The organism is Gracilimonas sediminicola, assembly GCF_024320785.1.
GTDB lineage: Bacteria > Bacteroidota > Rhodothermia > Balneolales > Balneolaceae > Gracilimonas > Gracilimonas sediminicola.
This window is the reverse complement of the sequence record NZ_JANDBC010000003.1, coordinates 520547-542695: the sequence shown is the minus strand read 5'-3', so window position 1 is coordinate 542695 and position 22149 is coordinate 520547. Positions and strand designations below refer to the sequence as shown.

Genomic DNA, 22149 nt, shown 5'->3' with positions numbered 1-22149 from the left:
TCCTGCTATTTATGGGGATTATTATTCTCTGATTTCGGTAAGTAAGCGCTCAAGGCTGTGATTCACACGTTCCATAAGAACTTCTTCGTTATTCTCTAATTCCGTAGTGGCATTACGGGCCTCAAAAAGCTCTTCGGCTATGCTGAGGGCAGCCAGTACCATAACGGTAGATTCCGGCTGTTTTACCAATTGCTGCCGGTAGGTTTTGAAACGTTCATCCACGAATTTGCAAATCCGGATCATGGATTCTTCTTCATGATCCTCAACTTTAAGAGGGTACTGCTTGCCGAGGATGGTAACTTTTATCGATTTCATGAATCAACTCCAAGGTGATGGTCAATTTTTGAGATAAGTCCCTGCACATGTTGCCGTAGTGCCAGCCGCTCTGATTCAGTAATGGCAGAAAAGATATCGGTTTGTTTCTCGTGCTCTTCCTCGAGCTTGGCTTTTAGCTTTGCGTTATCTTTTTTGAGCTCACGTATTTCCTGTTTCAGACCTTCCACCTCGGAACCCACTTCATCCAGCAGCTGTCTGAATTTATCGCTTTGTTGTGAAAGTTTATTCATATGCAGGTTTGATTACCCTCTCAGTTTAGCTGAAAAATCTTTTTCCAATGATTTAACAATTCGCTGAATAATAGGTTCTACTTCTTTGATATTCAAGGTCTTGTTCGGATCCAGGAAGTTTAACCGGAAGGCCAGACTTTTGTTTCCTTTTCCAATAGACTCCCCCTCAAAAACGTCAAATATATCAATGCTTTCCAGCTGATCGCCTGCTTTATCTTCGATCACTTCCATCAGTTCTCCGGCTGTAACCGACTGAGAAACAATGACCGCAAAGTCGAATTCAAAAGCGGGGAATTTCGGTACGGCTTTAAAGGTATTTTCAGGAATAACAGCAAGGGCTTCGGAAATTGCGGACACCGAGATCTCTGCTACAAAAGCTTCCTGCTCAAAATCATATGCTTCTTTTAAGTCATCGGAAGGCAGGAACAGGGTTCCGATTTTCTTTTCTCCCCAAAAGTATTCAAGTGTGGTTTCATCTTTTGCCTTGGATGAAAGATGCTCCATCAAATTCAGCTTACTTAAAAAGGCATGAACCAAAGCCTTCAGATCAAAAATGGAATAGGATTCTGCCTCTTCCGACCAGCTGTCCTGATTCTTGAGTCCTGCAAGCCCAAGCAGTACATGTACTTCCTCCTTAATCCCTTCGTAATACGTTCCTTCTTTATCCGCATTGAACACATGGCCCAGCTCAAAGAACCGAACACCGGCTCTTTTGCGGTTGAAGTTGTAAGAGGCTGATTTCAGAAATCCGTGCAGCAGGGAAGGGCGCAGGGTGTTCATATCCTTGTTTAAAGGATTCAGTGCAGAAATCATATCATCGAGCTCACCAAAGTGTGAAGCTTCTTTCTCAGAGATCAATGAATTGGAATAGATTTCACGCAAGCCCAATTGCAGGCAGGTGTTTCTGATTTTTTGATTAAGATTTTCCCATTCGTTAATCGGCTCTGAAGAAACATAAATACCGTGCTTCGGAGCGGGAATTTTATTGTAATCAAAGAGACGTCCAACTTCTTCAATCAGATCCACTTCGCGTTCTAAATCCGGGCGGAAGGTTGGAATCTCCAATGTAATGGTATCATCATCCCAATTGACTTCCTTCAGTTCAAGACCTTCCAGAATTGTCGCAATGGTTGAAATGTCGAAGTCGGTTCCCAACAGACGGTTGGTGTAGCTTTTTCTGAGAGTAAGCTGGTGCGTTTCTGTTTTATTTGGGTGTATATCTACTGTTTCCTCAGAAATCTCCCCGCCTGCAACCTCAGCAATGAGTTGAGCAGCGCGTTCTGCCGCAATGGCTTGAAGATTAGGGTCAATACCCCGCTCAAATCGATAAGAGGCATCGGTTTGCAAAGTTTGTTCTTTGGCCGTTCTGCGGATAGAGCCGGGATCGAAATAAGCACTTTCAATGAGGATGTCGGTAGTGTCATCTCCAACTTCAGAATCCACACCGCCCATTACGCCAGCTATGGCTACCGGACCTTCACCGTCACAAATAAACAAAGTTCCGGGTGTGCATTTACGTTTTACGTGATCAAGCGTTTCAAACTCAATTTCTTTGCTGAAATCTTTAACAACAATCTCTTTCCCGCGAATAGTTTTGTAATCAAACGCATGTAAAGGCTGCCCCAATTCATACATCACATAATTGGTTACATCCACCACATTATTAACCGGGCGCACACCAATGGCTTTCAGCTTATTTCGCAGCCAGCTTGGCGATTCTTTGATCTCAACACCTTTAACCATCTTTCCAACATACCGATGGCACTTTTCGGCATTCTCAATTTTAATGGTGATGTCTTCGGAATTCTGAACAGTTTTACCGGATGATATTTCCGGTTTCTTAAGATCAATATTAAGAGCAGCAGCCAAATCGCGTGCAACTCCCAAATGGCAGGTGGCATCCGGCCGGTTCGGGGTAATAGCAATGTCTATAATGGTATCTTCATAAAGATCAAAGATCTCAGAAATGGGCATTCCCACTTTCAGGTCTTCATCCAGCACCATTATGCCTTCATGATCGGTTCCAAGCCCAAGTTCGTCTTCGGCACAAATCATCCCTTCAGAAACTTCACCCCGAAGCTTCGCCTTTTTGATTTTCAGGAATGAACCGTCATCCAGTTTAATGGGTAGGGTAGAGCCGACGGTAGCAACGGGTACTTTTTGTCCGGCAGCCACATTCTTGGCTCCGCAAACGATCTGGGTTTGGGAGTTGCCCAGGTATACATCACAAATCTGAAGCCGGTCGGCATTGGGATGTGCTCTTACCTCAAGCACTTCTCCGACAATTACTCCTTCCAGAGAACTGCCAAAAGACTCAACTTCTTCGACTTCCAGTCCGATGAGCGTTAGTTTTTCTGCGGTTTCTTCCGGTGAGAGTGGAAGATCAATAAATTCTTTAAGCCAGTTGTACGATACTTTCATTAAAGCGGGGGAGGTATTTAGTTAAACTGTTCGAGGAAGCGAATGTCATTTTCATAGAAGGTACGGATGTCGTCAATCCCGTGTCTGAGGATGGCGATACGTTCAACACCCATGCCCCAGGCAAAGCCGGTGTACTTCTCAGGATCTACACCCGAATGCTTGAGTACATTGGGATCGACCATGCCGGAACCTAAAATTTCCAGCCACTTGCCATCTTGTTCCGATCCCCACCAGATATCCATCTCAAGGCTGGGTTCGGTGAAGGGGAAGAATCCCGGACGAAGTCGGTACTTCACATCGGTGCCAAACATCAGCTTGGCAAAGGTGATAAGGGTTTCCTTCAGGTCAGCGACGCTTACGTTTTCATCTATATATAAAGCCTCTACCTGGTGAAATAAGAAATAAGACTTTGGTGAAACGGCTTCATTCCGGTACACACGTCCAGGCATAATAGCCCGGATAGGAGGTTCCGTATTTTCCATCAGCCGAATTTGAACCGGCGAAGTATGCGTTCGAAGAACCAAATCCTGAACATCGGGATCATCACTCTTCTTTATAAAAAAGGTGTCCTGTTCATCCCGTGCAGGGTGATTCGGGGGGAAATTCAGGGCGGTAAAATTGTGAAAGTCGTCCTCAATTTCCGGTCCGTCTGCAATAGTAAATCCAAGGCGGTAGAAAATAGATTTCATTTCCTCCAAAGTCTGAGTAAGCGGGTGCAGTGAACCTAATGGATAGGAAGGAGGAGTGAGGGTAATGTCGTCTTTGGCACTCAGGTCTTTGCTTTCATCTTGCTCGAGTGCGGCTTTGGCTTCTTCAAATTTCGATTCAGCCAGCACTTTCACTTGGTTCATGGCCTTTCCAACTTCAGCCCGCTCTTCCTTGGGAACTTTCCCCATATTCTTGAACATAGACTGTACTTTCCCGTTTCGGGATAAGAATTCAAGACGGAATGCTTCAAGCTGCTCCTCATCAGTTATGGAAAAGCTGTTAATTTCTTCCTGTAATGCTTTTATATCATTAAGCATGAAATGTGATTTTTTAAATGAAATCGCTTTGACGCCAACCGCCATAAGCGAAGGCTTAATATCTATCATCGTAGGGGCAATTCATGAATTGCCCCTACGATGATAGGATGGTAAAATTAGTTCCCAAAAATAAAAAAACCGGCAAACCTTATAAAAAAGATCTGCCGGTTTATACCGTTTAATATATGCAATTAAGCAGTGGCTTCCTTAACAATAGCAGCAAACGTATCTGCATCGCGTACGGCAAGATCTGCAAGTACCTTACGGTTGATCTCCATATTCTTGGTCTTCATCCCGTGGATGAGTTTAGAATAGGTTGTACCGTTGAGTCTTGCTGCCGCATTGATGCGGGTGATCCATAATCGACGGAAATTACGTTTACGATTCTTGCGATCTCTGTATTGGTAGAGAAGTCCTTTCTCTACGGCATTCTTCGCAATGGTGTAAACGTTCTTACGCTTGCCCCAGTAACCTTTCGCTTGATCAATGATCTTTTTGCGACGGCGACGGGAAGCCACCAAATTTAATGAACGTGGCATTTTGTCGTTAGTTTAAAAATTAAGATTGATAAGGCAGCTGTCTTTTGATAGACTTTTCATCGGCTTTGTCAACCAATGTGTCTTTTCCAAGCTGTCTTTTTGTTTTACTACTTTTCTTTGTCAGAATGTGACGCTTGTAAGCTTTCTTACGCTTAATTTTACCGGAACCGGTAACTTTAAACCGCTTTTTAGCACCACTATTACTTTTCATTTTTGGCATGGAAATCCACCAACTTTTGTGAAAATTTAAAGACTTATAAAATAGGGAGATTTGTATCCCTGTGCAACGAAGGAATTAACTTTTAGATGGGGCGAGCATCATGATCATTCTGCGGCCTTCCATGTTAGGCTTACTTTCAATCTTGCCTACATCAGAAAGGTCTTTAGCAAGCTGCAGAAGCAATAATTCGCCTTTTTCAGTGTAAAGCATATCTCGTCCACGGAACTGTACAGTTGCTTTCACCTTGTCGCCACCTTCCAAAAATTCTCGTGCGTGGCGGGTTTTGAATTCAAGATCATGATCGTCCGTGTTCGGACGGAAGCGCAATTCTTTAACAGATATGGTATGCTGTTTTTTCTTCGCTTCTTTCTCTTTTTTCTTTTTCTCGTACATAAATTTCCCATAGTCAATCACCTTGCAAACCGGGGGCTTGGCTTTTGGGGCGACCTCTACGAGATCCAAATCATACGATGCAGCTATCTGCAGGGCGCGTTCAGCTGTCGTAATTTCATGCTCTTCGTCAGGTTTGATAACCCGAACCTTAGCAGCATTGATTTCTTCATTAATTCGAGGACGATCCTCGTTTTGTGGTCGTCTCTGATAACTTCTTCTTGCGATAGTAACCTCGTTGTTTAGTTAGTCTTTAGGTAAAGCTTTTGTTTGAATTTCTTCGTTTATGTCTGAAAGAAAATCAGAAAAATTGAAAGTTCCAATATCGCCTTTTTTATGGCGGCGAACGGAAACAGTTTCATCTTCTACTTCCTTACTTCCCACTATTAACATATATGGGATCTTACTCGTTTCAGCATCCCGGATTTTTCCTCCGATCTGCTCACTTCGGGAATCCAGTTCAACCCGAACCCCAAGTTCATTCAATTTCTCATAGCAATATTCAGCATACGCATTTTGTTCATCAGATATGGGAAGAATGCGTACTTGTTCCGGAGCCAGCCACAGCGGGAAGTTTCCGGCAAAATGTTCAATCAGAATACTGGTGAACCTTTCCATCGATCCAAAAGGCGCACGGTGAATGATAACCGGCCGGTGCTTCTCATTGTCTGAACCGACATAGGTCAGGTCAAATCGTTCAGGCATTACATAATCGACCTGAACAGTACCAAGCTGCCACTTGCGTCCAATTGCATCACGGATTATAAAATCGATTTTTGGTCCGTAAAAGCTGGCCTCGCCGGGAGCTACATGATAGTCGAGCTCCATTTCGTCGGCTACTTCCCGAATCTCTTTTTGTGCGCGATCCCAGTATTCGGTGTTGCCTCCATATTTTTTCTCGTTGTCATCACGATAGGAGAGACGGATATCGACCGGCATCCCAAATGTGTTAAATACAAACTGAGTGAGTTCAATGGTATGCTTAATTTCCTGTTTCAGCTGGTCGTGCGTGCAATAAATATGAGCATCATCCTGGGTAAATCCCCGAACTCTTGAAAGTCCGCTTAACTCACCTGATTGTTCGTAGCGATACACCGAGCCGAACTCAGCCAATCTGAGGGGCAGGTCGCGGTAACTGCGCAAATCATTGGAATAAATCCGGTGATGGTGCGGGCAGTTCATCGGCTTCAACATGTACTCTTCATCATCTACCTGCATAGGGTTGTACTGCGAATCCTGATAATACGGATAGTGCCCGGATGTCTTATACAACTCAATATTTGCAATATGCGGGGTGATGACCTCTTTATAGCCGCGCTTTTTTTGCTCATCACGGAGAAATGCCTCCAGCGTTCGGCGAAGTACCGTTCCATTGGGGAGCCACATCGGTAAGCCACTGCCTACCATATTGTCGATCATATAAATGCCGAGCTCTTTACCGAGCTTTCGGTGATCCCTTTTTTTGGCTTCTTCCAAACGGGTGAGATGCTCTTCCAGCATTTTCTGCTTGGGAAAGCTGATACCATAAATACGAGTCAGCTGTTTACTTTCATTATCTCCTCTCCAATACGCTCCGGCCAGGCTGGTGAGCTTAACCGCTTTCACATCTCCGGTATTGGGGATGTGCGGGCCACGACAAAGATCGGTGAAATCACCCTGTGTGTAAAAAGTAATGGTGCCGTCTTCCAGATCTTCAATCAGGTCCACTTTATATTCATTACCTTTTTCTTTGTAGAAATCGAGGGCTTCCTGCTTCGTTACTTCCTTTCGGTCAAACTCATTTTTTTTACGGGCCATCTCGATGAACTTGTCTTCAATCTTTGACAAGTCTTCCTGGGAAATCTGCTTATCACCAAAATCGATGTCGTAATAGAATCCACTTTCGATGGGCGGGCCAATTCCGAATTTGGCTTCGGGGTACAGTTCCTGTACGGCTTCCGCGAGCAGGTGAGCAGAGGAATGCCAGAAGGTGTACTTGCCGTCTTCACTGTCCCAGGTATTGATAGCTATCTCCGCATCTTTGGTAATGGGACGATCCAGGTCAATAATTTCACCATCCACGGTAATACTAAGAGCGGCACGGGCTAAGCCGGATGCTATAGACTTCGCTACTTCTAATCCTGTGGTTCCTGATGAATATTCTCGTTGACTTCCGTCGGGTAATGTAAGCGTAATTTTTTGGTCTGCCATTCAGTGTTTTATTCTCAGAATTTCTTTAACAGTGGAAGATAAAAAAAATAGTATGTACACACAGGCTTATTCTGCTGATTAATTTACATTAAAAGGATTGGATTTGATGGCTCAGAAATGTGATATTCGTTCGGCAATGAATTTAAATCTATAGCAGTACATGAATTTTAATCCCGGAGAAAGCTTCTTCGATGCTCAGCCTATGTTCGTTTGCGAGCAGGCTACCCTCAAGATTTTAGATGTAAACAGTGCGGCCACTGAGATTTTAGGATATAAAAAAAAGAAGTTCTTAAAGAAAAGAGTAATTGACTTCGGGGAGCAGAAATCAGGTAAAAAGATAAAGGATGAAATCCCTATACCTGCTAAAAAGTCTGCAGATAAGATTTGGGTGTTTAAAACAAAAGACGGAAAGGATCTGTACTTTCAGCTTTCTGCTCACCTCATCAACTATAAAGGGCGGCCCGCTAAACTGGTAATAGCTCATAACTTCTCTGAAATTGTGGAAGGGAAGAGAGATGAAAAGAAATTACTGTCCAGTCAGCTCGACCTGAACAACTTTCCGTTGGCTGAAATTGAATGGGATGCATCCCTGAATATCATTCGCTGGTCAGAAAAAGCCGAAGATCTTTTTGGATATACCGAGGAAGAAGCCATCAACGAGAAGAGGCTGCTGGAAAAGTTCATCCATGAGGATGACCTGGATTATGTGCGAGACACCATCAAGGAAACATATAAGAATGGCCAAAAAGACGTTTCGGTAATCAACAGAAACATTACCAAAAACGGAGATGTAATTTACTGCGAATGGTATAACTCGCTGCTGTACAATTCAGATGGGGATGTGGTGGCCATGTATTCTCTTGTGCACGATGTTACCGACCGCGAAGAAGCCTTAGATGATGCCAAACGCAGCATGATGAGCTACCAGGATTTGTTCAACTCCATAAGTGATGCCATCTACCTGCTGGACAAAGATGGAGTGATTATTGAGGCCAACGAGGGACTCGAAAGCACCTTCGGCTACAAAAGAACCGAGGTAGTAGGTAAACACAACCGAATGCTTTCAGCTCCGGGTAAGTATGATGAAGATCAAATTAAGGAAATCCGTGAGCGGGCTTATGACGGACATCCCGGCAAATATGAAGGATGGGGCAAACGGAAGAACGGCGAAATATTCCCCACCGAAGTGTTGGTAAATACCGGTAATTATTTTGGTGAAAAAGTCATTATAGTGATTGAGCGGGATATTTCTGACCGGAAAGAATCGGAAGAAGCACTTAAGCAGCGTGAAGGGTTATTCAGCAAGCTCTTTAACTCATCACCTATCGGTATTGCCCTGTTAAACGAGCATCGTGAAGTTGAAATGGTTAATGATGGCTTTGAGCAACTGTTCGGGTATCGCGAGAATGAACTGCAGGGGCTGGAGCTGGATAAGTTAATCGTCCCTGAAAAACGACACGATGATGCCGTTCGGCTCACTGAGAGTGCAAAGGTAACCGAAGTAACAGAGAAGCGAATCCGTAAAGACGGCACCATCCTGGATGTGATCATTTACGCCGTTCCGGTAGTAGTAGAAAAAAGCGTGGTAGGTATTTATGGTATTTATGTGGACATCACCGACCGGAAGAAGGCTGAGGAGCAGGTTCGAAAATCACTGCGGGAAAAAGAAATGCTGCTGGCGGAAGTCCACCACCGCGTGAAGAACAACCTTGCCGTAATCACCGGCTTGCTGGAGTTACAATCCTATTCTGCCAAAGATGAAAACGCCAAGCGAATTCTCAAAGACAGCCAGATGCGGGTTAATTCCATCGCGATGGTGCATGAGAAGCTCTACCAGAGTGATGACTTTTCGGAGGTGGACATCAACCAGTATTTTGAAGAACTGACCGATGTAATCCATAAAACCATGAAACGGTCGGATGTGAGCGTAAACATTGAGCTGGATATTATTCCGGTTAAACTCCCCATTATTCAGGCTATTCCCTGTGGTTTACTGCTAAACGAAATCATCACCAACAGCTACAAACATGCTTTTTCCGGCAGAAAGAGCGGTAATATAACGGTGAGCCTTTCCCGGCCGTGCGACAAGCTGCTGCTTCAAATTCAAGACGATGGAGTTGGTCTGCCTGAGCAACCCCAGGCCAGTATCCATACTTCTTTGGGAATGACACTCATCAAAACACTTTCCAAGCAGCTAAATGCTTCATTTGATTATCGCAGCGAGGATGGAGCCATTTTTGAATTCAAGTTCGAGAAGAGCAGCGAAGAAGAGGAGTAGAAAAGGAAGGAAGTGATTTCCCAAAAGTAAATGTGCGACCTACTGGATTCGAACCAGTGACCTCTGCAATGTCAATGCAACGCTCTAACCAACTGAGCTAAGGTCGCAAGATCAGTAAATAAACAGCTCCAAATATAGGGAGCTTTCGGGGAGTAACACAACGGGGAACTGTGATTAGTTTGATGTTTGGGATGAACTGTGATTTTAGTTTCCTTTTTAAATTCAGCAAAAGTCGTCATCCTGAATTTAATTCAGGATTTGAATAAGATATGTAGTTGGATAGGACATGAAATTTCTCCCCCTGTGGATTAGGAAATAAGCTAAAACATGTTTCTGCATTGAGGTAAAGCAGCCAAATTATTCCGGTATGCAAGCGATGGGGTTCAGCCCTTCGCTCCCTAAGCGTTGCCGTGAACGACTCGCTTGTACACCTGAAGACAACAAGCCGAACTACCAGCTGTGCCTATGCCGGATAAGGAGTCAAAAATCACATCATCGGGGTGTACAATTGTATGAACAAACCCGTATCTTTGGCGTTCACTACAATAGTTATTTGGCATGATCAATCGAAGACAAGTACGAGAAACGGTTCTCAAAGCAATTTACGCACTCCAACTCGGCAAAGATTCTACCCAGCACGTCGCCGACACCATTATCAAGAAAGCAGACTTCACCAAAGAGAAAGACCTTCGCCGTTTCGCTGAGAAATTATTTTTCGAAACTATCGATCATGAAGAAGAACTGGACGAAGTAATTGTCGATCACATCAAGAACTGGGATATAAACCGGCTGGCCTTAATTGACCGCATGATCCTGAAAATGGCCATTTGCGAGTTTATCTATTTCGAAGAAATTCCCACCAAAGTAAGCATTAACGAGGCCATCGAACTGGCTAAACGATACTCAACAGCTAAGTCGGGACGGTTCATAAACGGAATTTTAGATGCTGCTTTGAGCGATTTGAATGAAAAAGGACGCATTAATAAAAAAGGGCGAGGACTCATTCAAAAAACGTTGGGAAATAATTAAAGAACATGGCATCACATCCTGAAATTATAGCAATTGGCGACATTCACGGGTGTGCAGAATCTAATGAAGCACTGCTTAACACACTTGATGATACTTACAACAATAAACCGACTTACGTATTCCTGGGAGATTATACGGATCGCGGTCCCGACTCCCGGCGGGTGGTAGAACAGCTTATTGAATTTGACCAGAATCATGAGTGTGTTTTTCTGACCGGCAATCATGACCAAATGCTGCTGGACGCCTACGAAAAAGGGGAATGGAATTTATGGCTGAGCAATGGTGGAAATACCACTTTGAGTAACTACGATTCATCCCCGGGCGACTTTGACCTGCCGGAGGAGCATTACGAGTTTTTCAAAAACACCGTGCTGTACTGGGAGACCGAAGATTATTTTTTTGTGCACGGTGGCATATCTCCCGATTTGACGATTCAGGAAAACCTGGAAAGTAAATACGAGCGTGATCAGTTTATCTGGCAGCGCGATCATGTGTATGCGCGCAAGAATGTGTGGGAGAAAACGGTGGTTTTTGGTCATACTCCGGTAAAGGAACCCATTGTAGAACCAAACATGCTGGGCATAGACACCGGCTGTGTGTATAAAGAAAGAGGCTATGGCGTTTTAACGGCTGTGGCTCTCCCCGAAACCAAATTTATTCAACAAGAAAGTTTAGACTTTTAAAATTCAAATAATCCGTACATGAGCTTAAGATGTGGAATTGTTGGGCTACCCAACGTAGGTAAATCAACCTTATTTAATGCCCTGAGTAACGCCGGAGCCGAATCAGCTAACTTCCCTTTTTGTACCATCGACCCGAATGTGGGCATGGTTCCAGTCCCCGACGACAGACTACATATACTTGCAGAGCTGGCTGAATCCAAAAACGTGCTGCCGGCAACCATCGAGTTTGTGGATATTGCAGGTTTGGTGAAAGGAGCTTCGGAAGGAAAAGGGAAGGGGAATGCCTTTTTATCTCATATCCGTGAAGTTGACCTGATCCTGCATGTAGTTCGTTGCTTTGATGATAATGATATCATTCACGTGGAAGGAAGCGTTGATCCAGAGCGGGATATTCGCATCATTGAGGAAGAATTGATTCTGAAAGACCTGGAATCGGTTGAAAAGCGGGTTGAAAAGCTGAAGAAAGAAGCTAAAGGCGGCGATAAAGCCAAAGTAGCCCAGTTAGAGATCGTTCAAAGGCTGGCGGATCATTTGGGAGAAGGCAATTCAGCCCGGACTTTCGAAGTCTACAAAGAAGAGCGGGAAGCCTACAAAGACCTGTTCCTGCTATCCGACAAGCAGGTGCTTTATGCCTGTAACGTTGGAGAATCTGACCTGGAAGACGGGAATGAATATGTAGATACCGTCAAGGAGATTGCTTCTGAGCACGACGATGAAACTGTAATGTTTTGTGCTAAGATTGAAGCTGAAATCGCCGAGCTGGATGAAGACGAAAAGGAAATGTTCCTGGAAGAATTAGGCGTACCAAGTGCAGGTTTAGACCGATTAATTAAAGGAGCCTTCAAAGAGCTTGGGTTGATTACGTACTTCACAGCAGGACCTAAAGAAGCGCGTGCCTGGACCATCAAAAAAGGGACTAAAGCCCCACAGGCAGCCGGGGTCATACACACCGATTTCGAAAAAGGATTTATCCGTGCCGAGACTATTGCTTTCAAGGACTATGAAGAACTCGGATCAGAAAAAGCCGCTCGCGAAGCCGGAAAAATGCGTCAGGAAGGAAAGGAGTATGTGGTGCAAGACGGTGATGTACTGCTTTTCCGTTTTAATGTTTAATGATTTAAGCTCTACATAATTTCATAGACATCCTTTTAAGTCTGGCCGGGTTTGGCTTTCTTTGTGATGAATTTTATTTCATACCACAGAGAAGGCATCCAATGAAAAAAACTATTTCCACACTCATCCTTGCTTTTAGCTTAATTAACTTTTTTGCGGGCGCAGGAGAACTTCAGGCTCAAAACAATGAAGATCTATTGATTCTGAACGGAACCGTCGTAGATGGAACCGGGGAAGATGCTTATCAGGCAGATGTATTAGTTCGGGGTGATTCCATCCATACCATTGGTAAGATCAGTCCGGCTACCCTTCAGGGAATACGAATGATAGATGCATCAGGGAAAGTGGTAGCTCCCGGATTTATTGATATGCATGCTCACGGAAATCCAATTAGAACACCGGAATTTGAGAACTTCCTGTCGATGGGTGTTACTACTATTCTGCTTGGTCAGGATGGTTCCTCACCTGCAAGTGGTTCTCTTGCTGATTGGTTTGAAGAGGTGGAAGCTGCAAAACCGGCGGTTAATGTAGCTGCATTAGTGGGGCATGCCACTCTTAGAAGATCGGTAGGTTTGAACGAAGACAAAGAAGTATTTGACCGTGATATCGAGCGAATGCAAACGAAGCTACGAGCTGACCTGACAGCCGGTGCCTTTGGGATGAGCCTTGGACTTGAATACGTGCCGGGGCTTTATGCTAAGCCCGATGAACTAACTGCTCTATCCAAAGTTGTAGGAGAATTTGACGGGATCGTAATGAGTCATATGCGAAGCGAAGACGACTCTCGGATAGCTGAATCTTTAGAAGAATTGGCTGAGTTGGGGCAATATGCCCGCGTTCATGCATCTCACTTTAAAGTCGTTTATGGAAAAGGAGAAGAGCGGGCTGAAGAAGTACTGAATCAGATAGAGTCGTACAATCGGGAAGGAATAACTTTCACTGCAGATACCTATCCGTACGCAGCCAGTTACACCGGAATTGGGATTGTGTTCCCAACCTGGGCCAAAACAGAGAAAGAGTGGAAGGCCATCATGAAGGAGAATCCTGCGCTGCTGCGGGAGTTTCTGGAATCGAAAGTGGAACAGCGAAACGGCCCGGATGCAATTCTGTTCGGGTCAGGTACATATGCCGGCCAAACACTGGCTGAAGCAGCAAAAGCCGAGGGTGTAACTCCCATTGATTTTCTGCTTCAAATGGGTCCAAATGCAGGATCAGCCGCTCATTTTGTAATGAATGAAGAGCTGCAAGGTCGTATTGCCATAACGGATGGAGTGATGATTAGTTCGGATGGGAGTCCGGGTATGCGTCACCCAAGAGGTTACGGCAGCTTTGCCAAGATCATCCGAAAATATGTGGTCGAAGATCAATCCCTTTCCATAGAAGAGGCCGTTTATAAGATGTCGGGGCTGTCAGCACAAACACTTGGAATAACTGATCGGGGTGTACTTCAAACCGGCAATAAAGCGGATATCGTGATTTTTGATCCGGAACAGGTTCAGGATAAAGCCACTTTCTCATCACCTCACAAGCCGGCCACCGGATTTGAGTGGGTGATTATTAACGGACAGGTAGCAAAATCAGGAAGCGAATTTAGTGAACACAGAGCCGGAGTGGTTTTGAGGGATGATAAATGAAAAAGGCAGAGTGATCAGTACCATTTTGATACATCACCCTTCCAATAAATCATTTCTCAGTTTTTATTATTTCAGGTAGGTCACTTTAATTTTTTTGGATGCTTCAGGAGTTTGAACGCTCACCAAATATACACCGGTCGCAATATTTGCATTGCTCAGGCTGAGGTCCCAATTAACGGTAAAGGATTTCATTCCATTAAATTGGGCTGTATTGAGTGTTGCTACTACTTGTCCAAGTAAGTTGTAGACCACGATTCTGCTGTTTGAGGCGTCCCATGGCTGTGAAAGGCTGACTTCTATATTCACATTGGGGTTAAATGGATTCGGGTAAGCTTTAAGGGCAGTGATTTCATATGTATCAGGATTGTCTCCATCTTCAATACTTACGATTTCTCCTCCATCATCTTCATCGTTGATGAGCACGGTATCTTCAGGGAGTATAGATAAGAAAGAGGTGTACTGAGACATTAACCTATTCTCGATACTGTAATCTATGATGGTTGCAATCTCCTCATTATTGGGAGAGGCTTTCTCCAGTTTATCGATATTTCTTCCCATCCAGTATCTCTTTAAGCTGCTGTCAACTTCAGTGCTCTCATTGATAACTATTTGTTCATTAAAAACAGTATCTCGGATTGAACCTGTGAACTGAATAGTCAGCGGTAAATCCCCATAATATTGCCCTGTTTGTACAAAGGTTGAATTGATGGGAAGTTTCCCACTGTCTTCATTCATGAAATTTGCATAGGTGAACCCATTAGCGAAAGTAGGATACACCGTGTAATTGGTTATGCTGCCCTGCAGATTTGCGAAAGCCGGGCTAAAACGGGCGTTAACATCCCAATAATCCTGAGTGTTAAATAACTCACCGCCACTCTCTCTTACAAATATTCCGTAAAGGTATCCGTTTCCAACATAATTAACTCCGTTGCGGTATCGGTATTGGAAATCCTTATCCTGAACATCAAGGATAGTCGTTTTTGGTAAATCATTTTCCGCATACTCCAGTATTGATTCGGAAAAGGCGTTTGCATCCTGGAAATCAATATAGGTGTCAGAGCTTGAAATCAGCATAAGCTCGCCGGTTTCTTTTTCGCTTACAAAATCGATTCCACCTACCAGTATATCATCCAGATTGCTGACCGATAAAATATCAGAGGTATCTATTTCGTCAAATACACTGTCGATCTTGGCATCGGTTGCCTGAATCCAATCCTGAGAAAGGACCTGGTCTGAAACGCTTGAGTACAAAAAGTTGAAGTAGTCTGTTTCCTCGAAATTTTGTTTCAGCTGAACCTTGATTTTATCAAGCAGTTCGGTCTTGGTAACAGAAGTGTTTGCTTGGGCATAGTCGAGCATCACGACTATGTTTTTGGATGCTGTTACGTCCAGCACCTGTTTAGGGATAAAAGAAAGGCTATAATATTTACCTGTTTCATCTTCATAATTGGATAGGAAAATATTGGAGTTGCTTTCTTGCTCCACGTTAAGGCTTAGGGAGGAGGAAGCAGACTCAGCATCTACTTGAGCTTCCCAATAAGTTCTCCCCAAGGTGTCCGTTCCTGATGTAAAAGTGGCATCCTGAGAATCAGATACTTCTAACGCCGGGCTTTCAGCTTCGGTAAAATACCGGATCACCGGGTCTTCTACCGTATTTTGAGCAAGCTGATGGAATTTTGTTGGAAGCGGGATAGAAGTTTGAGTTCTCAGCTGAGTATTTGGGACCAGAAAGCTGATTTTGAGTTTCCGTATCTGCGATCTTGTAAATGGATAAACCCTCAGTTCGTATGAAGTGGGACTGTTTTTAAATAGAATAGCAGGATCTTGCTGTCGATTTACAATTCCCTCATAAACACGATTTGCTGTCCAGCGATCTATTATATGAGCTACCAGTATCTGATCCTCAAACCAAAGCCATAAATCAGATATGGTAATCTGATCACTTAATTCAAAAAAAGCGAACATTTCGAGTAGTTCATTCTGAGAGAAATAGTTGGAGTCGGTGGCTGCAAATGAGACAAAGAGTTCAATTTCCGAGAAGTTTCCTTTTGGGTGAATCTCGAATACAGTTTCATGTACATCAACCGGAACATTGTCCCACAAACGGTCGGGATTTGCCATTCGCATTTCCTGGTATTGAGCGAAAGTCAGAGAAGGGATGAGGGCGAGTAGAAAGATAAGTGATCGCATATGGATGAATAAGTTTAAAGTTCTCTTGTTCACTTATTGTAATGAAAAGAATTAAATTATTCACCTCTTATGTAAATGTTTTATAGAGGTTTTTAAATAAAGAAGAGTATTGAAACTGCCGCCAAAAACATCATAAAGATAGAAGATGAGCATCTGCGATTTAAAACTTTCAATGGTAAACGCTATCTATCTTCTTGCGCAATGTCTCTTTCGTCTCCTCATCACAAAAAGCAGCATCTATAGCGTGGTGGTTAACACGAAGAAAGTGTTCGGGTTCCCAGTTAAAGTGCTTATTCAAAGAAGAATACTCTTCATTCAGAGAAACATTGGAAATTGTACGTCCGTCTGTATTGATACTTAGAGAATTTCCCCGTTCGTAGATTTCATTGACCCGGTGATTGGCCACTGAATCATAAATCCCGGTTTGCACGTTACTGGTGGGGCACACCTCCAGGTGTATATCTTGCTGTTTGAGGTGATCCATGAGTGTGTCGTCTTCCAGGCTTCGCACGCCATGACCAATTCGGGAAGGATAGAAATTCTGCAAAACGTCCCTTACGCTTTCCGCTCCGCAGGCTTCCCCGGCATGGGCTGTGCAGGGAATGTTGTTTCGATCGGCGTATTCAAAAGCTTTGATGTGGTTATCAATCGGCAGGGTTTCATCGGCGGCAATATCAAAACCGGTAACACGGCTGCCTTTAAATTGTTCCACGAGCCGCACGGTTTGCATGCTTTGTTCTTCTGTAAAATGCCGAAGTGTGCACAATATAATTCTCGCTTCAATACCCGTTTCATTTATGCCTTTGGCAGTGGCTTCATCTACAGCTTGCACAACCTCTTCTGCGGTCAAACCCTTTTTACAATGCTGAAGCGGGGCGAAACGGATTTCAGCGTAAATCACATGATCCTTTTTCAGCTGTTGGAACAGATCGAGAGTTACCATTTCCAACTGCTCTTTGGATTGCATGAGGGCTATGGGTTCCTGCGCACACTTCAGGTATTCATCCAAACTGGAGCAGTTGGTCGGAGCAATAAAATCTGATTTATATTGCTCCTGGGTTATTCCGGGACGTAATTGTTTAACAACATCAAAGCTTAAAGAGCAATCCAGGTGCAGATGTAATTCAATTTTTGGCAGCGACTTCAAATTCATTTAATGGGATGATATTCTAAGTATCAAAAAGAAATTGCATGGAAATGGCATTTTACCGGGGTGGATGATATGTAATCTATATTCGTAATTAGAATCAAAAAAAATTAGTTTCCATGTTCATTGTACACGTTCAAAATAAACAGATTCAATGTCTAAAAAACTTCTCTTTTTACTGGACGGAATGGCGCTGGCCTACCGTGCTCACTTTGCATTTATAAACAGCAGGCTGAAAAACTCGGAGGGCATTCCAACCGGACCCGTACTCGGTTTTGCAAATACCCTGGAGAAAATGCTTGATGAAGAGAAGCCGACTCATATTGCCGTAGCTTGGGATACGCACGAACCCACGTTCAGGCATGAAGAAGATGAGGACTATAAAGCCAATCGCCCGCCCCAGCCAGAGGAATTAACCATTGGAATTCCGCTTATCAAAGAAATGGTGAAGGCGTGGGGAATCACGAATATAGAACAGGATGGCTACGAAGCGGATGACATTATTGGAACCATCGCCAGCGGCGCAAACGCTGATGATGTGGATGTGATGCTGGTGACACCCGACAAAGATTTTATGCAGTTGGTGCACGATCACATTCGCATGATGAAGCCGGACAACAATAACGGTGGCTTCAATATTATCGATCGTGAAGGTGTGAAAGATTATTTCGGAGTGTATCCGGAGCAGGTAATTGATGTGCTGGCTATGATCGGCGATACCTCGGATAATATTCCGGGCGTGCCGGGAATTGGAAAGAAGGGAGCACCTAAGCTGATTAAGAAGTATGGGTCTTTGGAGAAAGCCATTGAAGATGCTCCTAATATCAGTGGAAAACGAGCCCGCGAAGGCTTGATGGAATATGGTGAGCAAGCCCTTCATGCCAAGTTTATGGTCACCATAAAAACCGATGTACCCGAAACTGAGGATTGGGAAGAACTGGAGTGGAAAGGGGCCGACAAGAAAGAACTGGGTTTGTTCTTCAAGCGAATGGAATTTCGAACCCTTACCAAGAAGTATTTGGGAGAGGAAGGTCCGGTTGCCTCAAAGGATGGAGATCAGGTTGACCTTTTTGGTTCATTTAAAGAGGAAGCTCCCAAGCAGGAGCTGGATGAGGATAAGGTAAACTATGAGTTGGTGAACTCTCTGGATGAGGTGAAGAAGCTTGCCGAACAGTTCAAAGAAAAAAAGGAATTCTGCTTTGACACGGAAACCGACAGCCCCGATCCTGTTTCAGCCGGACTGGTAGGGATTTCACTCACAGCCACTCCCGGAACCGGCTATTACATTCCGGTGAACGTAGAAGGAGGACTGGATGAAAAGGAAGTCATAGAAATTCTTCGTCCGTTGTTCGAAAATGAAGAGTCAACCAAGGTGGCACATAATTATAAATTCGATTACCTGATGCTGAAGCGAGCCGGAATCGAAATTAAGGGGAAAGCTTTTGATACTATGGTTGCTGCTTACCTGATTGATGCCAATCAGCGCCTGAAAATGGATGAGCTTGCAAAGAGTTTGTTGAACTATAAACCCGTTCCCATCGAAGAATTGATTGGAAAAGGGAAGAAGCAGATTTCAATGGCAGAGCTGAAGCCGGAAGACGTATATTTGTATGCCTGTGAAGATTCCGATATCACCCTGCGCTTGTATGAAATTCTAAGCGACAAGCTGAAGGAAGACGAGCTGGAAGAGATAGCCTACACCGTAGATTATCCGCTGATGGAAGTGCTGGCTGATATGGAGTATAAAGGCGTAAAGCTGGATACCGATATGCTGGCGGCCTTTTCCAGGGAACTGGACAAAGACCTGAAGGAACTGGAAAAACAGATTTATGACAAGGCGGGAGAGGAGTTTAACATCAATTCTCCACAGCAGCTGGGCACCATTTTGTTCGAGAAAATGGACCTGCCGGCCGGCAAGAAAACCAAAACGGGACAGTATTCTACGGCAGAATCTGTACTCACAAAGCTGGCTGCCAAATATGAAATGCCCAGCCTGATCCTCGATTACCGGCAGCTAACTAAACTAAAATCAACCTATGTGGATGCACTGCCGGAGTTGATCAATGAAGATACCGGTCGTATTCATACCGAGTTCAATCAAAGCGTGGCTGCGACAGGACGGTTGAGTTCTTCCAATCCAAACCTTCAGAACATCCCCATCCGAACCAAAAGAGGACGAGAGATTCGAAAGGCATTTATTGCGGAGGATGGATATAAAATCATGTCTGCCGATTACTCACAAGTTGAACTCCGGGTTATTGCACATATTGCCCAGGACGAGGCAATGATGGAAGCTTTTAAAAACAAAGAAGACATTCACTCCAGAACAGCAAAGGAAATATTTGACCTGGATTCTCTGGATGAAGTGACGGCCGACCACCGGCGTAAAGCCAAGGAAGTAAACTTCGGAATTCCTTACGGGGTGAGTGCCTATGGGCTGGCTTCACGTTTGGGAATTGAGAATAACGAAGGCAAAGAGATGATAGACCAGTATTTCGAGCGATTCCCGAACATTCTGAATTATATCAACGATACAAAGGAGTTTGCACGGGAGCACGGTTATGTGAAAACCCTGCTGGGTCGCCGCCGGTATATTCCTGACATCAAATCTGGGAACTGGAACGTGCGGGGCTTTGCCGAACGAACGGCTATCAATATGCCGATACAGGGAACGGCTGCCGACATCATTAAGCTGGCCATGATTAACATTCATCACTGGCTGAAGGACAACAACAAGAAAAGCCGTATGCTACTACAGGTGCATGATGAGCTGATCTTCGAAATTCACGAAAGCGAACTGGATGAAGTGCCTGCAAAAATCAACGAACTGATGGAAACTGCATTTGAGCTGGAAGTGCCGCTGGATGTTGATTCAGGAGTAGCTGGTAATTGGTTGGAAGCGCATTAACAGTTGTCAGTTTACAGTGATCAGTTGACAGTGGAGGTGAACCTTTCTATTAACGATCTGCTGATTTGCAAAGGTGAGAATAAGTGGAACAGGAGCTTCGACCTCGCTCCGGACGCTCTGCGTCGGGGCGGATGGTTATTGGATGGCTAATCATCATTCTTCCTTTAGCTAACCTTTCCAGAGTTATTAAGGCTTCAGTTTAGATTAACCTTCCCGGTTTAACTCTGGAAAGGTTACAAATGCCCACATCTTAATACCGAAAAAAGGCGGAACATTTTGGCTGATAAATCATGTTAGGTCGGCATGAATATCAATACAGACTACGATGTAATTATTGCCGGCTCCGGGATGGGTGGAATGAGTGCCGGCGCCATGCTGGCCAATGCCGGATATAAAGTACTTATCCTGGAGAAGGCGCATGCCCCGGGCGGTTGTTCTTCTTCTTATTTTAGGAAAGGGTATGTGTTTGAATCCGGTGCAACCACGCTCATCGGTTTCGATGAAAATCAGCCGCTCTGGAAGCTGGAAAAAGAAACCGGTATTCACATTCCACGAGAAGAAATTACGCCAAGCATGTCGGTGTGGCTGGGTGGGGAACAACTGACGCGATACAAAGACCGCGAGCAGTGGATTCAGGAATGCATCCGTGTTTTTGGCAATGCAAACGGGCAGCGTGCTTTTTGGGAAGAGGCACTGGCCGTTTCTGATTTAGTGTGGAAGGTTTCGCTGAAGAACCCATTCTTTCCTCCCCAAAAAATATCGGAATGGGCACAGCTGGCTATCAATAATAATCCTTTGGACGTTTGGGTGCTTAAATATGCGTTTCAATCAGTGGAAGATGTCATGCAAAAGTACGGCGTGGATACCCCCAAATTTCGCCGATTCGTGGATGAGCAACTGATGATAACCGCACAAGCTAAAGCACATCAAACACCATTCTTGTTTGGGGCGGCCGGACTGACCTACACCAATTATTCCAATTATTATGTGCCGGGCGGTTTGCTGGAGATGGTGAATACCATCCGTGCCTTTATTCATGAAAAGAGGGGAGCCCTTCATACCAAAGAAGGAGTGGAAATGATTGATCGGGATGGAGAGCAGTTCACGGTTCATACTCAAAATAAAAGAAAGGAAAAGTTTAGTTATCGGTCACCCATTGTAATCTCAAATATCCCGGTTTGGAATATGAGTGGAATTACCTCCGGTGATGTGAAGGAGTATTTTAAATCGGAATCCAAAGATTTCAACGATGCCTGGGGTGCGATCACGCTCGGGATCGCAACCACCGATACCTACCCGGATGATTTACCCTTGCATCATCAAATCCATTTGGAAGAAGGTAAAACGGTTCCGTTTACCAACTCGGACTCCATCTTTGTATCCATGTCTAAACGAGAGGATACGGATCGGGCGAAGGAGGGGAGTCGCACGTTGAATATTTCTACCCATGCTTCTCCGGAATTTTGGTACTCACTGAACGGGGAATATGAATCGGCAAAGCAACAGGTGGAAGAGTTTGTCGTTAAGAAACTCGCTGAAAAGTTGCCCGGATTTGCTGACTCAGAAATAGATGTTATACATACCGCAACACCGGTAACGTGGGAAAACTGGGTGTACCGTAAAAAAGGCAGGGTAGGTGGAATTCCCCAAAGTATGGCACGAAGCTTGCTCAATTGGACTCCCCACGAAACTCCGTTTAAAGGTTTGTATCTTGTTGGAGATACCACGTACCCGGGACAAGGAATTCCGGGCGTAACTTTGAGTGGAATCAACGTATATTCACGTGTCATCAAGAATCATCAATAAAGCAGAATTT

17 protein-coding genes and 1 tRNA gene are annotated in these 22149 nt (G+C 44.3%); 7 read left to right on the top strand and 11 right to left on the bottom strand.

Annotated features, from left to right (window positions below; all coding sequences use genetic code 11):
* Positions 1-21 precede the first annotated feature (21 nt).
* The 8 genes from NM125_RS15355 to thrS form a co-directional block, all read right to left on the bottom strand.
* Entirely contained in the window at positions 22-315 is a 294-nt protein-coding gene (locus NM125_RS15355) for a cell division protein ZapA (protein ID WP_255135861.1), read from the bottom strand.
* On the bottom strand, positions 312-566 hold the full coding sequence (locus NM125_RS15350; RefSeq protein WP_255135860.1) for a hypothetical protein: 255 nt from the start codon (positions 564-566) through the stop codon (positions 312-314). The genes NM125_RS15355 and NM125_RS15350 overlap by 4 nt, the downstream gene beginning before the upstream one ends.
* Positions 567-578: 12 nt before the next feature.
* Positions 579-2987 carry a phenylalanine--tRNA ligase subunit beta gene (gene pheT, locus NM125_RS15345; protein ID WP_255135859.1) on the bottom strand — a complete coding sequence of 803 codons (2409 nt, stop codon included), beginning with the start codon at positions 2985-2987 and terminating at the stop codon, positions 579-581.
* Between the two features lie 17 nt (positions 2988-3004).
* Positions 3005-4012, bottom strand: a complete 1008-nt coding sequence (pheS, locus tag NM125_RS15340; RefSeq protein WP_255135858.1) for a phenylalanine--tRNA ligase subunit alpha — start codon at positions 4010-4012, stop codon at positions 3005-3007.
* 191 nt (positions 4013-4203) lie between these two features.
* Entirely contained in the window at positions 4204-4551 is a 348-nt protein-coding gene (gene rplT / locus NM125_RS15335) for a 50S ribosomal protein L20 (RefSeq protein WP_255135857.1), read from the bottom strand.
* 19 nt (positions 4552-4570) lie between these two features.
* Positions 4571-4771: a 50S ribosomal protein L35 gene (gene rpmI, locus NM125_RS15330; protein WP_255135856.1), complete on the bottom strand. Its 201-nt coding sequence runs from the start codon at positions 4769-4771 to the stop codon at positions 4571-4573.
* 75 nt (positions 4772-4846) lie between these two features.
* Positions 4847-5389, bottom strand: coding sequence for a translation initiation factor IF-3 (infC, locus tag NM125_RS15325; RefSeq protein ID WP_255135932.1), 543 nt, complete (start codon positions 5387-5389; stop codon positions 4847-4849).
* Between the two features lie 18 nt (positions 5390-5407).
* Entirely contained in the window at positions 5408-7351 is a 1944-nt protein-coding gene (gene thrS / locus NM125_RS15320) for a threonine--tRNA ligase (RefSeq protein WP_255135855.1), read from the bottom strand.
* A gap of 160 nt (positions 7352-7511) precedes the next feature.
* Here thrS and NM125_RS15315 point away from each other — a divergent pair, with 160 nt between their 5' ends.
* Positions 7512-9629: a PAS domain S-box protein gene (locus NM125_RS15315; RefSeq protein WP_255135854.1), complete on the top strand. Its 2118-nt coding sequence runs from the start codon at positions 7512-7514 to the stop codon at positions 9627-9629.
* Positions 9630-9662: 33 nt separating this feature from the next.
* Here NM125_RS15315 and NM125_RS15310 read toward each other — a convergent pair.
* Positions 9663-9736, bottom strand: a tRNA-Val gene (locus NM125_RS15310).
* Positions 9737-10187: 451 nt separating this feature from the next.
* On the opposite strand from NM125_RS15310, the gene nusB reads away from it, so the two are divergent.
* The 4 genes from nusB to NM125_RS15290 all read left to right on the top strand — a co-directional run bounded on the left by nusB (position 10188) and on the right by NM125_RS15290 (position 14088).
* Positions 10188-10658: a transcription antitermination factor NusB gene (nusB, locus tag NM125_RS15305; protein ID WP_255135853.1), complete on the top strand. Its 471-nt coding sequence runs from the start codon at positions 10188-10190 to the stop codon at positions 10656-10658.
* 5 nt (positions 10659-10663) lie between these two features.
* Positions 10664-11341: a metallophosphoesterase family protein gene (locus NM125_RS15300; protein ID WP_255135852.1), complete on the top strand. Its 678-nt coding sequence runs from the start codon at positions 10664-10666 to the stop codon at positions 11339-11341.
* An 18-nt stretch (positions 11342-11359) separates the two neighbouring features.
* Positions 11360-12454 carry a redox-regulated ATPase YchF gene (gene ychF / locus NM125_RS15295; RefSeq protein WP_255135851.1) on the top strand — a complete coding sequence of 365 codons (1095 nt, stop codon included), beginning with the start codon at positions 11360-11362 and terminating at the stop codon, positions 12452-12454.
* Between the two features lie 101 nt (positions 12455-12555).
* Positions 12556-14088, top strand: coding sequence for an N-acyl-D-amino-acid deacylase family protein (locus NM125_RS15290; protein ID WP_255135850.1), 1533 nt, complete (start codon positions 12556-12558; stop codon positions 14086-14088).
* Between the two features lie 66 nt (positions 14089-14154).
* Here NM125_RS15290 and NM125_RS15285 read toward each other — a convergent pair whose 3' ends face one another.
* Together NM125_RS15285 and add are read right to left on the bottom strand one after the other, a co-directional pair.
* Positions 14155-16278, bottom strand: coding sequence for a T9SS type A sorting domain-containing protein (locus NM125_RS15285; protein ID WP_255135849.1), 2124 nt, complete (start codon positions 16276-16278; stop codon positions 14155-14157).
* A 169-nt stretch (positions 16279-16447) separates the two neighbouring features.
* A complete protein-coding gene (gene add / locus NM125_RS15280) occupies positions 16448-17431 on the bottom strand; it encodes an adenosine deaminase (protein WP_255135848.1) in 984 nt (327 codons plus the stop codon).
* 148 nt (positions 17432-17579) lie between these two features.
* On the opposite strand from add, the gene polA reads away from it, so the two are divergent.
* The gene (polA, locus tag NM125_RS15275) at positions 17580-20333 is read left to right on the top strand and encodes a DNA polymerase I (RefSeq protein WP_255135847.1); all 2754 of its coding nucleotides are present in this window, start codon (positions 17580-17582) and stop codon (positions 20331-20333) included.
* Positions 20334-20636: 303 nt separating this feature from the next.
* The gene (locus NM125_RS15270; RefSeq protein ID WP_255135846.1) at positions 20637-22139 is read left to right on the top strand and encodes a phytoene desaturase family protein; all 1503 of its coding nucleotides are present in this window, start codon (positions 20637-20639) and stop codon (positions 22137-22139) included.
* The last annotated feature ends 10 nt before the right edge of the window (positions 22140-22149 follow it).

What these genes read in the sequence shown, in the direction of transcription:
- NM125_RS15355 (WP_255135861.1), bottom strand. Translation starts at nt 315, where the DNA reads ATGAAATCGATAAAAGTTACCATCCTCGGCAAGCAGTACCCTCTTAAA.
- NM125_RS15350 (WP_255135860.1), bottom strand. Translation starts at nt 566, where the DNA reads ATGAATAAACTTTCACAACAAAGCGATAAATTCAGACAGCTGCTGGAT.
- pheT (WP_255135859.1), bottom strand. Translation starts at nt 2,987, where the DNA reads ATGAAAGTATCGTACAACTGGCTTAAAGAATTTATTGATCTTCCACTC.
- pheS (WP_255135858.1), bottom strand. Translation starts at nt 4,012, where the DNA reads ATGCTTAATGATATAAAAGCATTACAGGAAGAAATTAACAGCTTTTCC.
- rplT (WP_255135857.1), bottom strand. Translation starts at nt 4,551, where the DNA reads ATGCCACGTTCATTAAATTTGGTGGCTTCCCGTCGCCGTCGCAAAAAG.
- rpmI (WP_255135856.1), bottom strand. Translation starts at nt 4,771, where the DNA reads ATGCCAAAAATGAAAAGTAATAGTGGTGCTAAAAAGCGGTTTAAAGTT.
- thrS (WP_255135855.1), bottom strand. Translation starts at nt 7,351, where the DNA reads ATGGCAGACCAAAAAATTACGCTTACATTACCCGACGGAAGTCAACGA.
- NM125_RS15315 (WP_255135854.1), top strand. Translation starts at nt 7,512, where the DNA reads ATGAATTTTAATCCCGGAGAAAGCTTCTTCGATGCTCAGCCTATGTTC.
- nusB (WP_255135853.1), top strand. Translation starts at nt 10,188, where the DNA reads ATGATCAATCGAAGACAAGTACGAGAAACGGTTCTCAAAGCAATTTAC.
- NM125_RS15300 (WP_255135852.1), top strand. Translation starts at nt 10,664, where the DNA reads ATGGCATCACATCCTGAAATTATAGCAATTGGCGACATTCACGGGTGT.
- ychF (WP_255135851.1), top strand. Translation starts at nt 11,360, where the DNA reads ATGAGCTTAAGATGTGGAATTGTTGGGCTACCCAACGTAGGTAAATCA.
- NM125_RS15290 (WP_255135850.1), top strand. Translation starts at nt 12,556, where the DNA reads ATGAAAAAAACTATTTCCACACTCATCCTTGCTTTTAGCTTAATTAAC.
- NM125_RS15285 (WP_255135849.1), bottom strand. Translation starts at nt 16,278, where the DNA reads ATGCGATCACTTATCTTTCTACTCGCCCTCATCCCTTCTCTGACTTTC.
- add (WP_255135848.1), bottom strand. Translation starts at nt 17,431, where the DNA reads ATGAATTTGAAGTCGCTGCCAAAAATTGAATTACATCTGCACCTGGAT.
- polA (WP_255135847.1), top strand. Translation starts at nt 17,580, where the DNA reads ATGTCTAAAAAACTTCTCTTTTTACTGGACGGAATGGCGCTGGCCTAC.
- NM125_RS15270 (WP_255135846.1), top strand. Translation starts at nt 20,637, where the DNA reads ATGAATATCAATACAGACTACGATGTAATTATTGCCGGCTCCGGGATG.